This is a genomic window from Tardiphaga sp. 619_E2_N8_4 (assembly GCF_051810905.1).
Classification (GTDB): domain Bacteria; phylum Pseudomonadota; class Alphaproteobacteria; order Rhizobiales; family Xanthobacteraceae; genus Tardiphaga; species Tardiphaga robiniae.
In genome coordinates this window covers 5992906-6006785 of sequence record NZ_JBPWQJ010000001.1, presented here as the reverse complement: position 1 = coordinate 6006785, position 13880 = coordinate 5992906, and the positions used below count along the sequence as shown (strand labels likewise).

General features: G+C 63.4%; 15 protein-coding genes. 2 read left to right on the top strand and 13 right to left on the bottom strand.

All coding sequences use genetic code 11. The features are described from left to right. Positions 1 to 55: 55 nt before the first annotated feature. The 6 genes from lpxK to AB8A23_RS28485 form a co-directional block, all read right to left on the bottom strand. Positions 56 to 1066 (bottom strand): tetraacyldisaccharide 4'-kinase, encoded by a 1011-nt coding sequence (lpxK, locus tag AB8A23_RS28510; protein ID WP_439057299.1) that lies wholly within the window; start codon positions 1064 to 1066, stop codon positions 56 to 58. Further along, positions 1059 to 2363, bottom strand: coding sequence for a 3-deoxy-D-manno-octulosonic acid transferase (locus AB8A23_RS28505; RefSeq protein WP_439057297.1), 1305 nt, complete (start codon positions 2361 to 2363; stop codon positions 1059 to 1061). The genes lpxK and AB8A23_RS28505 overlap by 8 nt, the downstream gene beginning before the upstream one ends. After that, on the bottom strand, positions 2356 to 3069 hold the full coding sequence (locus AB8A23_RS28500) for a lysophospholipid acyltransferase family protein (protein WP_439057296.1): 714 nt from the start codon (positions 3067 to 3069) through the stop codon (positions 2356 to 2358). Before AB8A23_RS28500 ends, AB8A23_RS28505 begins: the two co-directional genes overlap by 8 nt. Next, positions 3066 to 3311 carry a DUF4170 domain-containing protein gene (locus tag AB8A23_RS28495; protein WP_068733639.1) on the bottom strand — a complete coding sequence of 82 codons (246 nt, stop codon included), beginning with the start codon at positions 3309 to 3311 and terminating at the stop codon, positions 3066 to 3068. Before AB8A23_RS28495 ends, AB8A23_RS28500 begins: the two co-directional genes overlap by 4 nt. Positions 3312 to 3372: 61 nt before the next feature. Continuing rightward, positions 3373 to 4182 (bottom strand): 3'(2'),5'-bisphosphate nucleotidase CysQ, encoded by an 810-nt coding sequence (locus AB8A23_RS28490; RefSeq protein ID WP_175366460.1) that lies wholly within the window; start codon positions 4180 to 4182, stop codon positions 3373 to 3375. Continuing rightward, entirely contained in the window at positions 4169 to 5569 is a 1401-nt protein-coding gene (locus AB8A23_RS28485; protein WP_439057294.1) for a TldD/PmbA family protein, read from the bottom strand. The genes AB8A23_RS28490 and AB8A23_RS28485 overlap by 14 nt, the downstream gene beginning before the upstream one ends. A gap of 284 nt (positions 5570 to 5853) precedes the next feature. Here AB8A23_RS28485 and AB8A23_RS28480 point away from each other — a divergent pair, with 284 nt between their 5' ends. Continuing rightward, the gene (locus tag AB8A23_RS28480; protein WP_439057293.1) at positions 5854 to 6378 is read left to right on the top strand and encodes a DUF6101 family protein; all 525 of its coding nucleotides are present in this window, start codon (positions 5854 to 5856) and stop codon (positions 6376 to 6378) included. Between the two features lie 27 nt (positions 6379 to 6405). Here AB8A23_RS28480 and AB8A23_RS28475 read toward each other — a convergent pair whose 3' ends face one another. The 7 genes from AB8A23_RS28475 to AB8A23_RS28445 form a co-directional block, all read right to left on the bottom strand. After that, positions 6406 to 7848, bottom strand: a complete 1443-nt coding sequence (locus tag AB8A23_RS28475; RefSeq protein ID WP_439057291.1) for an FAD-binding oxidoreductase — start codon at positions 7846 to 7848, stop codon at positions 6406 to 6408. A gap of 20 nt (positions 7849 to 7868) precedes the next feature. Further along, a complete protein-coding gene (locus tag AB8A23_RS28470) occupies positions 7869 to 8864 on the bottom strand; it encodes a Bug family tripartite tricarboxylate transporter substrate binding protein (protein ID WP_439057289.1) in 996 nt (331 codons plus the stop codon). A 115-nt stretch (positions 8865 to 8979) separates the two neighbouring features. Next, positions 8980 to 9576, bottom strand: coding sequence for a thiamine pyrophosphate-dependent enzyme (locus AB8A23_RS28465; RefSeq protein ID WP_439057287.1), 597 nt, complete (start codon positions 9574 to 9576; stop codon positions 8980 to 8982). After that, the gene (locus AB8A23_RS28460; RefSeq protein WP_089261903.1) at positions 9564 to 10106 is read right to left on the bottom strand and encodes a thiamine pyrophosphate-binding protein; all 543 of its coding nucleotides are present in this window, start codon (positions 10104 to 10106) and stop codon (positions 9564 to 9566) included. Before AB8A23_RS28460 ends, AB8A23_RS28465 begins: the two co-directional genes overlap by 13 nt. A gap of 147 nt (positions 10107 to 10253) precedes the next feature. Next, the gene (locus tag AB8A23_RS28455; RefSeq protein ID WP_089261905.1) at positions 10254 to 11192 is read right to left on the bottom strand and encodes a LysR substrate-binding domain-containing protein; all 939 of its coding nucleotides are present in this window, start codon (positions 11190 to 11192) and stop codon (positions 10254 to 10256) included. A gap of 33 nt (positions 11193 to 11225) precedes the next feature. Beyond that, on the bottom strand, positions 11226 to 12158 hold the full coding sequence (gene ubiA / locus AB8A23_RS28450; RefSeq protein ID WP_439057285.1) for a 4-hydroxybenzoate octaprenyltransferase: 933 nt from the start codon (positions 12156 to 12158) through the stop codon (positions 11226 to 11228). A gap of 25 nt (positions 12159 to 12183) precedes the next feature. Further along, the gene (locus AB8A23_RS28445) at positions 12184 to 12894 is read right to left on the bottom strand and encodes a hypothetical protein (RefSeq protein ID WP_374725691.1); all 711 of its coding nucleotides are present in this window, start codon (positions 12892 to 12894) and stop codon (positions 12184 to 12186) included. Between the two features lie 202 nt (positions 12895 to 13096). On the opposite strand from AB8A23_RS28445, the gene AB8A23_RS28440 reads away from it, so the two are divergent. Beyond that, on the top strand, positions 13097 to 13861 hold the full coding sequence (locus tag AB8A23_RS28440; protein WP_089261909.1) for a 16S rRNA (uracil(1498)-N(3))-methyltransferase: 765 nt from the start codon (positions 13097 to 13099) through the stop codon (positions 13859 to 13861). Positions 13862 to 13880 lie beyond the last annotated feature (19 nt).

Sequence of the window (13880 nt, the reverse complement as noted above, 5' to 3'; positions counted from 1 at the left end):
TTTCGCGGAGTTTATCATCGGGCGCGCTTCGCGCGACCCGTTGGCCCTATCCATCCTACCTTTTGAGTGATTTCACCCGCGCCTCATTGAGCTTCTCGATCACGAAAGCCTGCAGCGCCGCCTTGTCTTCAAAGGCCAGCGTGACGGCGAATGATACGATCTCCGCTGCGGCCGGCATGCTGCTGAGCTTGACGATGTCCTTCTCTGTCGTCACCAGCACTAGCCCATCACGCTTCGCTTGCAGGGCCAGCGCATCGATCTCATCGGATGCATACGGATGATGGTCGGCGAAGGCTTTCTCCACAGCCACGTCCACACCTGCATGACGCAACGTCCGGAAGAAGCGTTGGGGATCGCCGATTCCCGCAAAGGCCAGCACGCGCTTGCCGCGCAGGGCCGCCACTGACGTCTCGTCCGGCACGAGGCGCGCCGTCAACACCGGACCGCCCTGGCCCGCGACCAGCGCCGCAACGCCCGTCGCCGCAACACCATCGCCAATCACGACGAGCGCATCGGTGCGTGCGATCTGCAGATCGAGCGGCGCGCGCAAAGGTCCCGCGGGCAGCACTCGGCCGTTGCCGAGACCGCGATTGCTGTCGATCACAATAAACGACGCATCCTTGGCGATGGCCGGATTCTGGAAACCGTCATCCATCACGATGACGCTGGCGCCGGTCGAGCGCGCCAGTGCGGCGCCAGCGACGCGATCCCCGGAGATCACCACGGGCACCTGCCGTGCCATCATCAGCGGTTCGTCGCCGACATCTGCTGCCACATGCCTCGACGGATCGACTTTCACCGGGCCGCGCAACTTGCCGCCATAGCCGCGGCTGAGCACCACCGGCGTCTCGCCGAAATCGCGCAGCACTTGCACCAGCACCAATGTCGTCGGTGTCTTGCCGGCACCGCCGACGTGATAATTGCCGACGCAAAGAACGGGAATGCCGACATCGACGCCCTTGCGGGCCATGCGGCTGCCTGCGACTTCGCCATAGATGGCGCCAAGCGGCATCAGCAGACGCGACAACCATGTCGATGGCGGCCGCCAGAACGCCGGCTCACGCATCCTGCGCTCCCGCTTCGAGCCGGAGCTGCATCAAATAAGGCTCCAGCGCATGCAGCGTACGGTCGAGTGCACCGCCAAGCCGCTCAACCACGCGGTGCCCGGCCTCGATCGCGGCATCGCGTGCCGCCTCGTTGCCGAGCATCTGGCCGAGCTGTTTCACCATTTGCTCCGAGGAGTCAGCGAGCTTTGCACCGCCGGCGCCATCCAGCGCCTCATAGACGTCGGTGAAATTGAAGACGTGCGGACCATGCACCACGGACGCACCGAGCTTCACGGCTTCGATCGGGTTCTGCCCACCGTGCGGCACCAGCGAGCCGCCGATGAACACCACCGGTGATAGACGATAGAACAGGCCGAGTTCGCCCATGGTGTCGGCCACGTAAATATCGGTGCCTGCATGCGGCAATTCCTCGCGCGAGCGCAAGGCGACCTGCGCACCCGCCACCGTGATCATCTGCGCGATATCCGCTCCGCGATGGGCGTGGCGCGGCACGATGACGGTCAACAATTTCGGGAAGAAGCTGGTCAGCGTCTTGTGGGTCTCGAAAATGATTTCTTCTTCGCCGGGATGCGTCGACGATGCGACGATGATGGGGCGACCGCGCGTTACCGCCATGAGCTTGTCCAGCTTCACGGCGTCGCCCGGCGGCGCCTGCACGTCGAGCTTCAGATTGCCCGTGACGACGACGCTGCGCGACCCCAATGCGCTGAAGCGCTCGGCGTCGGTTTCGGACTGCGCCAGGCAAATCTCGAAGCGGCCGAGCAAGGCGCCGATGGTCGCCGAAAATTTCTGCCAGCGCGGGAACGAGCGCTGCGACATGCGCGCATTGATCAGCACCATCGGCAGACGGCGTTTGGCGGCGGAAATGATCAGGTTCGGCCACAGATCGCTCTCGATAAACAGTGCCAGACTCGGCTTCCAGTGATCGAGGAAGCGCGCCACGAAACGCGGTGAATCATAGGGAATGTATTGATGGATGATATCGGCCGGAAAGCGCTTGGCGATGATCTCGGCCGAGGTCACCGTGCCCGACGTCAGCAGAATGCGCATACCCAGCGCGCGCAGCCGCTCGATCAGCGCTGCCGCCGCCAGCACTTCGCCGACGCTGGCGCCGTGAATCCAGACCAGCGGCCCGGCGGGGCGCTCGATCTGCGAGATGCCGCGACGCTCGTCGAGGCGCGCGGGATCTTCCTTGTTCTTTTTCAGCCGTTGCCTGATCAGGACCGGCGCAAGCGGCGTCAGCGCCGCCGACAATCTGCGATAGGCGCGCAGCGTGATCGGCAGCGCGTTAGGCACGACCCGCACCTTCCGGCCGACCTACCGCGTCATAGGCACGCTGCGTGGCCTCGTTCAGCGTGGCTTCGAGCTGCAGGCGCAGCGCCTCCATCGTGGCAGCGTCGGCATCGGCAGGAACGCTCAGCGGTTCACCGCCGACCAGCACGCCGCGACCGAAAGGCAGATTGATCGTGGTACGGTCCCAGTTGTTGAGCTGGACGTAGCGGCTGGTGGCCATGGCAAACGGCATAATCGGCCGGCCGCTTTCACGCGCCAGCATGATGATGCCCATGCCGGCGACACGCGAACGCTTCGGCACGTCGGCGGTCAGCGCCATATTGATGCCGCGCTCCAGCACCCGCACCATCTCCTTGAACGCACCGACGCCGCCCTTGCGGTGAAACGCGCCGCCATGATCGCCGGAGCCGCGGACGGTGGCGATGCCAAGGCGCTCGGCGGCCAGCGCGTTGAACTCACCATCGCGATGCTTCGAGATCAGCACCGCGCCGCGATAGTCCTTCTGCCGGATGAATGGCGTCATGAAGTGCTGGCCATGCCAGAACGCCAGAATGACCGGCATCTGCGGCTCGACAATGTCATAGACATCGACGGGATCGAAGGTGAAGGTGTTGGTCTTCCAGACCAGACGCAAAAATTCGGCCGCGAGAAACCCCGCGGCGCGCTGAACCCAGCTGCTGCGCAGCGTGTTTCGGAGCAGTCGTTTCAAGCGGTCGGCTTCGCGTCTTGACCCGGATCGAGCAGCCGATGGAGATGGACGATGAAGTAGCGCATGTGGGCGTTATCGACGGTCTGTTGCGCCTTGGCCTTCCAGGCGACAAATGCCGTCGCGTAATTCGGATAGACGCCGACGACTTCAACCTGGCTGAGATCCTTGAACGTCGTCTCTTTCAGGTTGGTCAGCTCGCCCCCGATGACCAGATGAAGCAGTTGCTGTGGTGTGTCCGACATGAATCCTGTTCCTGCAGCGACCGGCTGCGATCCGATAAGTCAAAGATAGTGGTGCAGCCGGTTAAACCCGGCGGTTCTGGAATTGCTCGACGATGTAAGCATGGCGATCGGCCCCCGCTGCCACCAGCAACCCGTGCGTGACTTCCCGGCGATTATAGAGGATGGGATCGCCCGAAAGCTCGGTCATCCTACCATTCGCTTCGTGCACGATCAAATCTGCGGCGGCCAGATCCCAGTCCCGGCTCTGCCCCCCGGCAAAGGCCGCATCCAGCCGGCCATTGGCGATCCAGCACAGCCGCAGCGCCAGCGAGCCGATTCGCGGATAAAGTGTGATGTCCTGCCGGGGATGGACCATCCGCTCGACCAGAGGTTTCGGGCCCGCCACGCGTGAAAAGTCCATTGCGGAACCGGTCGTGGCCCGAACCGGAACGCCGTTGCAGGTGGTGCCCTGCCCACGGATCGCCAGAAAAAATTCATCTGTGGATGGCGCAAATACCGCGGCCATCACCGGCCGTGCGTCCTCGACCAGCGCGACACAGACACACCAGTCCTCGCGACCGGCGAGATAGCTGCGGGTGCCGTCAATCGGGTCGATGATCCAGGTCAGGCGCTTGCCGAGGCGGGATTCGTCATCGGCGCTCTCCTCCGAGAGCCAGCCATAGTCAGGCGTCGCCGCACGAAGCCGCTTCTCGATCAGATCGTTGACGGCGATATCCGCTTCGGAGACGGGGGAGGATTCGCCCTTGGTCCATTTCCTGAGTTCTGTACCGAACATTGCGAGGCCGAGCTCGCCGGCCGCCCGCACCGTGTCCGCCATCAGGGCAACATCGTGCGCGAGCCGTTTGTCTGTGTCGAGATCAGCGTCCGGCAATCGTCAGTCCCTCGACGCGCACGGTCGGCGCGTTGACGCCGTATTTGAAAGCGAGGTCGTTGGCCGGGATCATCGACTTGAAAATCTCGAACAGATGACCGGCGATGGTGATCTCGCTGACGGCGTAAGTCAGCTTGCCGTTCTCGATCCAGAATCCGCCGGCGCCGCGGCTATAGTCGCCGGTCACGCCATTGACGCCCGAACCGATCAGATCGGTGACGTAAAAACCTTCCTTGATATCGGCGATCAGGTCTTCGGGGCTCACGTCGCCTGCTTCCATATGCAGATTGTAAGCGCCGGGCGATGGTGACGACGACACGCCACGATGCGCGTGGCCTGTCGTGGTCATGCCGAGTTCGCGCGCAGTGGCGCAGTCCAGCAGCCAGGTCGTAAGCACGCCACCATCAATGATGGCCTGCTGCTTCGTCGCAACGCCTTCGGCATCGAACGACTGCGAACGCAACCCGCGCACGCGCAGGGGATCGTCGATGATGCGGATATTGCTGCTGAACAGCTGCTTGCCGAGACTGTCCTTGAGGAACGTGGTCTTGCGCGCGACGGACGCGCCATTGGCGGCACCGATGACGTGACCGACCAGCGAGTTCGAGACGCGCGGATCGTACACCACCGGCACCTTGCAGGTCGGCACCTTGCGCGGATTGGCCCGCGCCACCGTGCGCTCGCCCGCGAGTTTGCCGACACTGGCCGGCGAGTCCAGATCGGACGCATGCAACGCCGAGGTGAAGGCGTAGTCGCGCTCCATCTTGGTGCCGTCGCCGACGATGGCTGTCATCGACACGCCCTGGCTCGATCGCAGATAAGATCCGTGGAAACCCGTGGAGGTGACGAGCACCATGCCGCCGATGCCGGTCGAGGCTGATGCGCCGCCCGACTTTGTCACGCCCTTCACCGCGAGTGCGGCTTCTTCAGCTTCGACAGCGCGGCGTTCGAGCTCTGTGACCGATGGCACGACGGGATCGAGCAGATCGAGATTTGCAAAGTCGCGCGCAAGCAGCGCCGGGTCCGCAAGGCCGACATATTGATCATCAGGTGCGACGCGCGCCATCGCGACAGCACGTTCGGCCAGTTGCGCGACATTGTCGCCGGACATGTCATTGGTGGAGATTACCGCCTGACGGCGACCGACGAACACGCGCAGCCCCATGTCGTCGCCTTCCGAACGCTCGGAGGCTTCGACCTTGCCGTCACGCACTTCGACGCCATGCGACACGCCGCGCACCGCGACCGCATCCGCGGCATCCGCACCGGCCTTCCTGGCAGCCTCGACGAGACGCTGCGCCAGCGTGGAGAGTACGGACTGATCGAGCAGATCGGAATTGTCGGATTTCGTGGAGACAGACGACGATGCGTTTGGTGAAGAGTTCACGAACAAAATCCCAACATTGAGAGACGATTTCAACAGGTCCGAAGCGGCGATGGCCGCTGTTAGAGATGTGCTTATTTCGCAGGGACTTCAAGCATTTGCCGCGCCGAAAAGGAAAGAATTTCAGGGCTCTCGCAACGGTTCGTCAATCATGCCTGCCAAGCTTCTGTCAATCATGAAGGGCAGTCGCATTCGATTAACCAGCCTTTTTAAGCCGATTCCGAACCGGCTCTGGCAAGGTCTCCCCATCGACCGGGAACATAATTCCGGCGGGGAGATAAAAAGCCGTGAGGCATCAAACAGCGACAGGTGGGGCCCATGCCCCGGGATCGGGCAGCGCATTGCGGCTCGATCCCCATTCACTTCCGGTTCGTTTCGAGGCGCATGACACCCGCGCCGACGGAGCGATCCGCCATATCGAACTGCATCGCACCCGCGTCGTCCTGCATCGTGCCGTCGGCGGCATGCGTATGGCGATCAATGTGCGCGTCAGCGATTTTCTCGGCGTCACCTTGCGCGGTCTCGACGACGGCAAGATGCTGATGCTCGCGCATCGCGATCCTTCACTGTCGATTCCATTGCTGGTCAGTTCGGATCGCGAAGAAATCGACATGGCCTGGCAGATGTGGAGCGAGATCTTCGCGCTTCCGCAATTGCCGGAAGAGAAGACTTACGAACCGTCTCAGCGCCGCCGTCGCCGCAATGCGATTCGCGAACGTCGCCCGAAATTTCTTGTGCGTCGTCGTCCGGGCGCTTTGCTCGGCGAAGCCGGCAGCTACAAGGGTGAACGCGAGATCATCGCGCGACACTAAGAAGACAGGCAGGAGCCTCCTGCCGTCTTACTCTCCCGGCAGTCGCAACACCTTGACCGGATTCATCATCCGGTCGGGATCGAGTGCGAGTTTCACGCGCCGCATCAGATCGAGCTCGACTTCCGACGTGTAGAGCGGAAGCCGATCGATATGCATGCGGCCGATGCCGTGCTCGGCGCTGATACTGCCGCCACAGGCGACGCTTTCCTGATGCACGATGGTGTTGGCCTCGTGCGCCGCAGCCTCGCGGACCTGCGCGTCGCCGATATCGTAGGGAAACACGACGATCACATGCACATTGCCATCGCCGACATGCCCGCAATGCGCGACCTGCGCATTCGGCAGTTCGCGCTGCAGCCGACGCGTGACGCGGTCGATGAATTCCGGCAGCGCCGAGATCGGCACCGACGTATCGTTCGACACGGTGAAGCCTTCGCGCTTGTTGGATTCAGAAATCGTGTGCCGCAGGTTCCAGATCCGATCGGCCTTGGCCTGATCGGTTGCGATCACCGCATCACCGATGAGCCCGTCCTCCATCGCTGCGGCCAGTGCGGTCTCGAGGCTTTCCACCGCGTTCCAGTCCGCGGCGCTGTCGGCCAGTTCGAGCAGCACATACCACGGGGCTTCGCCCGCCATCGGACTGCCGCTCGCAGAACCATGACGCAGCACGATCTGTAACTGGCTCTGCGACATCAGTTCAAAGGCCTCGACACGACCGCCCGTCGTGCGCTGGAGATACTGCAATAGCTCAACCGCCTGGCCGACCTGATCCATCGACACCATCGCCGTCGCCGAGACGGCGAGCTTCGGATACAGTTTCAGCACAGCGGCGGTGACGATGCCGAGCGTCCCCTCCGCGCCAACGAACAGCTGCTTGAGATCGTAGCCGGTATTGTCCTTGCGCAGCGCCCTGAGGCCATTCCAGATCCGGCCATCCGCCAGCACGACTTCCAGCCCGAGCACCTGCTCGCGCATATTGCCGTAACGCAGCACACCCGTGCCACCGGCATTGGTGGAGATCAGTCCGCCGATCTCGCAACTGCCGACGCTGCCGAGCAACACGGGAAATTGCCGGTCGTGCTGGTCAGCCAGCGCACGCACATCCGCCAGAATGCAGCCGGCTTCCAGCGTCACCGCATTGTTGAGCGGATCGATATTACGCACGCGGTTGAGCCGCGAGACATTGACGATCAGGCAGTCCAATTCATCCGGTGCGATCGCTCCGCCGGTGAGCCCGGTATTACCGGCTTGCGGCACGACCGCCACACCGAAGCTGCGGCAGACGCCCATCAGCGCCGCAACTTCCTCCGTACTTCCCGGCAGGGCTACAGCGACAGCCGCCCCGCGATAACGGGCGCGCCAGTCTTGCTGATAGGAATCGGCATCCGCACCAGTGCGCACATATTTGCCGCCAATAACTGCGGCCACGGCAGCAAGAAATGCAGCAGGATCAGCTTTCAGAGACGTCAAAACGCTATCCTTCCGCAGAGCTACTCAGCCTTCAGACCGGCGGCCTGGATGATCGGGCCCCACTTCACGCCCTCGGCCTTGACCTGTGCTTCGAGCTCGGCGCCGGTCGAGCCCACCGGATCGCCGCTCAGCTCGCGCAACTGCTTCGCCACGTCCGGATCGGCGACGGCCTTGCGGAACTCCGAACTCAACCGCTCTGCCAGCGCAGGTGCCATACCGGGCGGGCCGAACACCGCGTTCCAGGTATAGGTCTCGTAGTCAGGCAGGCCGGACTCCGCGATGGTCGGAATATCCGGGAAGGACGGCGACCGCTTCTTGGTGGTGACGGCGAGCGTGCGGATTGAGCCCGCCTTGATGAACGGTGCCGCACCACTCAGCACGTCGAACAGAACCGGGATCTGTCCGCCCATCAGGTCGTTCATGGCCGGTGCACCGCCGCGATAGGGCACGTGCTCCATCTTCACGCCCGCCTGCACCTTGAACAGTTCTCCCGACAGATTCGGCGGCGTCCCAACGCCGGACGATCCATAGCTGTATTTGGTCGGATCGGCCTTGAGCAGCGCGATAAGCTCGCCGACGGTAGTCGCCTTCACCTGCTTGGACACCATCAGCACATTGGGCACCGTCACCAGCATCGAGATCGCCGTGAAATCCTTGACCGGATCATAAGGCGGCACCTTCGCCATCAACGGATTGATCGTGTGGGTGGAGATCGTGCCCATCAACAATGTCAGCCCATCGGGCTTCGCGCGCGCGACCCGCGTGGCACCAACCACACCGCCTGCGCCGCCGACATTTTCGATGAGGATCGTTTGCCCGATCTGATCGGAGACCTTCTTGGCCACATGCCGGCTGACGATGTCGGTGGCCCCGCCGGCTGCGAAAGGCACGACCAGCGTGATCGGGCTTTTCGGCAGGTCTGCCTGCGCCCAGACACTGGTACCTGGAATCATCATGCTGGACGCCGTAACGGCTGCCGAGCGGCAGAACGTGCGGCGCGTGATCTTGCTCGCCATTGTTTCCCTACCCTTGATGATGTTTTTGTTTCCCACACTGGTTTTCCAGCATTGGGTCCCCCAGCGATCGTCAGAAGGGCGCCGCATCCATGTGGATGAGCGCCCTTCCGTCTGTTCAGAGCGGCGCGTGTCCCAGCGCTGCACGGAATCGGTTCTTCACATAGACACCATCGCGGGGCGGCAGCACGCGGGGCGGATTTTCCGCTTTCACCTTGATGGTCGCAAGCTTGACGCCATCGCGCGACGACAGCCGACCGCGCAGATCCTCCACACCGGCCATGTCGCGAATCTCGCGCGTCCAGCCGAAGCCGCAGGCTTGCGCCACGCGATCGAGATTGACGCCGAGCCCGGCATGGCTGACCTGCATGCCGGTCTCGCCGAAATGCCCGTTGTCGAGGATGGCGATGGTGAGATTGGCAGGTTTGCGCGTGGCAATGGTGGCAAGCCCGCCCATGCCCATCAGCATCTCGCCATCGCCGGTGATGACCAGCACCGAATGGTCGGGCTTCGCCGCCGCCAACCCAAGCCCGACCATGGCGGCGCTGCCCATCGCCGCCCAGAGATAGTAGTTGTTGTCGTGGTCGCCGGCAGCCATCACGTCATAAGACGGTGAGCCGAGGCCGGTGACCACGAGCAGATCCTTGCGGCCGGCCAGCAGCTTCTGCACGACCTCGCGGCGATCGAGCGCGCCAGTTTCGTTTACTTGACCCACTGCTTCTCTCCGATCAAACGCTGCCCCAGGAGCAATGCGCAGGCCGCATCGCCATTGAATGCCATCGACGCGGCACCATGCAACAGCGGTGCTACATCCTGCGGCTCATCGGCGCGCCAGGTCAGCACGCCCATCAGGTTGAGCGCCTTCTCCGTCGCCTGCCCCATCGGGTTCTGCCACGCATTGAACTCCGCCCAGTCGCCGCGCATGGTCACGACCATCAGCAGAGGAAAGCGCGTGCAAGCCTGCAGTGCCAGCGTATTGATGCAGTTGCCGACGCCGCTCGACTGCATCAGCAGCGCACCGCGCTCGCCGCCGAGCCAGGCACCCGCGAGATAGCCGATGCCTTCCTCCTCGGTGGTCAGCACCACGGAATTGATCGCATTGTCTTCGTCGGCGAGACGGATCGCCGTGGAGTGGCCGGCATCGGGCACATAGACGATGTGCTTGACGTCGGCCTCCTTCAGGATGCGGAACACATCGTGCCGCCAATCCACCTGTGAACCGGGCGTGGGCCCTGCATCTGACATTCCAGTCTCCGTTGCTTGCAGCATAGCGCTGACTCACGCTTAGCCCAAAGCAGACGGCCCGACGCATACCGATTTGCTCGAAGAGATATGCCGAGATTTGATCTCTGGCGTTGCAGCACTCGACAGCGCGCGAATGGTGCGACGCAGCTACGTTTTCCTGGGATCGATCATGTGTCCAACCCAGATATTCCGGGCGACGAGATCGGCCGCGATCTCCGTGAATGTATCGCCGACAAAGCGCGCCGCCGCGCTGACCGAACGGTCTGCCGGATAGGCCAGCACCAGCTTGCGCGCTGGTGTGGGATCGACCAGCGGCGCCGCACAGAGCACGCCGCTCTCGACCAGCGCATGGATCGGCGCGAGCGGAAGCGCGGTCGAGCCAACACCGTTGCGCACCAGATCGATCATCGCACCGAAGGAATCCGCCTCGACACTGCCGCGCAATTGAATGCCGGCCTGCCGCGCACACTCTTCCATGATTCCGCGCAGGCCATGGCGCAGACTGGGGAGAACCAGCTCTTCGTGGGCCAGCGCTGCGAACGGAACGGGACGGTCCATCCGCAATCCCTTGCTGCCCGCGCTGACGAACAGCAAGTTCTCCATCATCACCGGCACGATGCGCAGTGAACGCAGCGGCTGCGGATCGTAGGACACGGCGAGTTCGAGCTCGCCGCGCTGCAGCCAGTCGAGCAAATGCCCCGTGAAGGCCGATGACAGCCGGATCGAGAGCTGCGGATGCACTTCCTTGATCTTCTTCACCAGGGGAACGGTGACGATCTCGGCCACGGTCGGCGTCGTGCCGATGGAGACGAGGCCCTTGAACGAGGCGCTCTCCTCGGAGGTGACATTGCGAATGGCATCGAGCTCGGTCATCACGCGGGTGGCGTGGTTGAGAACTTCGCGGCCGATCTCCGTGATGACCATGCCGCGCCCGTGCCGCTCGAACAGCGCGGCGCCAAGTTCCTTTTCAAGTAATCTGATCTGCCGGCTCAAGGCTGGCTGCGCGATGCGAAGGCGATCGGCGGCCTTGCTCAGGCTTCCCAGTTCGGCCACATGGATGAGTGTCTTGAGCTGCGCGACGTCCATCTCTGCGGTCCACCAATGCCTGGGAAGGCGCGATTACGCCGCCCGCATGATGGCATCCACAAGCAATCCTGCAAACAGCAGCAGCCCCGCGTCACGGTTGGACTTAAACAGCCGCAGGCATAATGCGGAGTCGCTGATATCGATGCGGGTGATCTGCCAGGCCAAGTGCGCCGCGAACGCCGCGAGGCCGAGCCATGCCGGCCAGCGCGCGCCAGCCAGTGCTAGCGCCGCGCCGATCAGCAACACGGCAAGCCCGTAGAACAGCGTCAGCGCGGCCTGCGTGCGTTCCCCAAACAGCAGCGCCGTCGACTTCACGCCGATCAGCGCGTCGTCCTCGGTGTCCTGATGAGCGTAGAGCGTGTCATAGGCGATCACCCAGCAGATCGAACCCGCGTACAAAGCCAGCGCTGTTGCATCGATGCGGCCGAACACGACAGCAAAGCCCATCAGCGCGCCCCACGAGAAGGCGAGGCCCAGCACGCTCTGTGGCCAATAGGTGATGCGCTTCATGAAGGGATAGGCGGCAACGATGCCAAGCGAGGCGATGCCGGTGGCAATGGCGAAAGTGTTAAACTGAAGCAGCACCACGAGACCAATGAGGGCCTGCAGCACCAGAAATGCAAAAGCCTGTTTCGCCGTGACCTGCCCGGCCGGAATCGGCCGCGAGCGTGTGCGCTCCACCTTGGCGTCGAGGTCGCGATCGGTGATGTCGTTCCAGGTGCAGCCGGCGCCGCGCATGACGAAGGCGCCGATGAAGAACAGCGCGATCATCTTGGGCAATTGATGGATATCATGCGCCATGCCAGAGGCGAGCGCCGCCGACCACCAGCACGGCATCAGCAATAGCCATGAGCCGATCGGACGGTCGAAGCGCGACAGCCGCAGATAGGGCCGCGACCACAACGGCGCCGAGCGATCGACCCAGTTGCCGGTCGCATCCGCAACGCGGGCGGCCGCGTCGCTCATTGGAACAGAATGATCTGCCACCCGATCATCGGGTGAGCACGTTGCCGTTCAGCGTATCGAAGGTGGTGCCGCCGCTCTTGCGCGCATTGTTCGCTTCCGGCAGCGATGCCGAGGAGCCCAGCACGTCGCTGAGGCGCGGCGCTGCCACCGGGCCGCCACCACCGCCACCCCGTTGCTGCTGCGCGACGCTGCACACCTTCTGCCGCATGCCTTCGGTGTTCTTGTGGCCGGTCTTCATCTGTTCGCCGACATTGGGCGGGATGCCGCACTTCTGCGCATTCGCCTCGATGTATTTGATCATCTTGACTTCGGTCTGCGAGAAAGAGGTGATCAGCTTGCAGGCCTCGTCCGGAGGCGCGCGACGCTCGCTCGCAGCCTTGATGGCAGCGCCCTTCTTTTCGGCGTCCTGACGCAGGGGCAGAAAGCCCTTCATGCAATCTTCGCCGCCGGGCGGTCCCGCCTGTTGCTGCGGAGGAGCGCCAAAGCCGCCACCACCAATCGGCGCAGCGCCATTGGAGGGAAACGCGCTGGGCGCAGCCGCTGCACCGTTGACCGGCGGAAATGGCGATGCGCTGGCAGGCGCACCGTTCACCGGCGGAAACGGCGACGAACTCGCAGGCGCAGCCGAGCTGTTGCCCGGCAGCGGCGCGGGAAACGCGCCCTGGGCGTGAACTTCGATAGCCTGCATGGCGAACACGGCCATGGACAGCGGCACAATCAAACGACGGATGATCACAGATATTCCTCCGGCAGCTCAGTGCCCCGATTGATCGGGGGCGAAGCCCATCCTGATTCAGGACTTTCTACGATTCCTGCCAAGCCTTAACAACCCACCAACAGCACGCGGATTCGGGCGGCAGCACGGCGCAAAGCCGCGTTCTCGCATGATAATTCGTCGCAGTTGGGCTAAAGCTCGCCCTCTGAATGGAACATGAACGATGCCGCAAGCCGATTTCCGCAGCCCCCGCCTCTTTGTCGATGCGCCTTTTGCAGCCGACGCGACCATTTCGCTCGACCGCAACCAGAGCAATTACCTCGGCAATGTGCTGCGGCTGGGTTCCGGCGCCTCGGTGCTGGTGTTCAACGGCAAGGACGGCGAATGGCAGGCCGCCATTTCCGGCGGCAAGCGGGCGGACCGCCTGACCCTGCTGACCCAGGTCCGGCCGCAGGATCGCCTGCCCGACGTGACATACGTGTTTGCACCGCTGAAACACGCCCGGCTCGACTACATGGTCCAGAAGGCCATCGAAATGGGCGCGGCGGCACTGCAGCCTGTCATGACGCGCTTTACCCAGGCCAGCCGGGTCAATACCGAGCGGATGCGCGCCAATGTGGTCGAGGCGGCCGAACAATGCGGAATCCTGAGCGTGGCCAGCGTCGCCGAGCCGCTGAACCTGCCCAAATATCTCGACCAGCGGGAGGCCAAACGGCTGCTGATCTTCTGCGACGAGGCCGCGGAAGTGGCAGATCCCATGGCCGCGCTGACTGGCGCCCGGGAGGCCGCCTCAGCCGGAATCGATGTGCTGATCGGCCCGGAAGGCGGCTTTGCCGACGAGGAACGGGCTTTGCTGCTGAAACAGGCCAATATTCTCCGGCTGGCACTGGGTCCGCGGATCATGCGCGCCGATACGGCGGCGGTGGCTGCGCTGGCACTGGTGCAGACGGCCCTTGGTGACTGGAATGGTAACCAAGTAGGCAAATAGCCCGCTGCCATGACCCGAC

What these genes read in the sequence shown, in the direction of transcription:
- lpxK (WP_439057299.1), bottom strand. Translation starts at nt 1,066, where the DNA reads ATGCGTGAGCCGGCGTTCTGGCGGCCGCCATCGACATGGTTGTCGCGT.
- ubiA (WP_439057285.1), bottom strand. Translation starts at nt 12,158, where the DNA reads ATGAGCGACGCGGCCGCCCGCGTTGCGGATGCGACCGGCAACTGGGTC.
- AB8A23_RS28440 (WP_089261909.1), top strand. Translation starts at nt 13,097, where the DNA reads ATGCCGCAAGCCGATTTCCGCAGCCCCCGCCTCTTTGTCGATGCGCCT.
- AB8A23_RS28460 (WP_089261903.1), bottom strand. Translation starts at nt 10,106, where the DNA reads ATGTCAGATGCAGGGCCCACGCCCGGTTCACAGGTGGATTGGCGGCAC.
- AB8A23_RS28455 (WP_089261905.1), bottom strand. Translation starts at nt 11,192, where the DNA reads ATGGACGTCGCGCAGCTCAAGACACTCATCCATGTGGCCGAACTGGGA.
- AB8A23_RS28470 (WP_439057289.1), bottom strand. Translation starts at nt 8,864, where the DNA reads ATGGCGAGCAAGATCACGCGCCGCACGTTCTGCCGCTCGGCAGCCGTT.
- AB8A23_RS28495 (WP_068733639.1), bottom strand. Translation starts at nt 3,311, where the DNA reads ATGTCGGACACACCACAGCAACTGCTTCATCTGGTCATCGGGGGCGAG.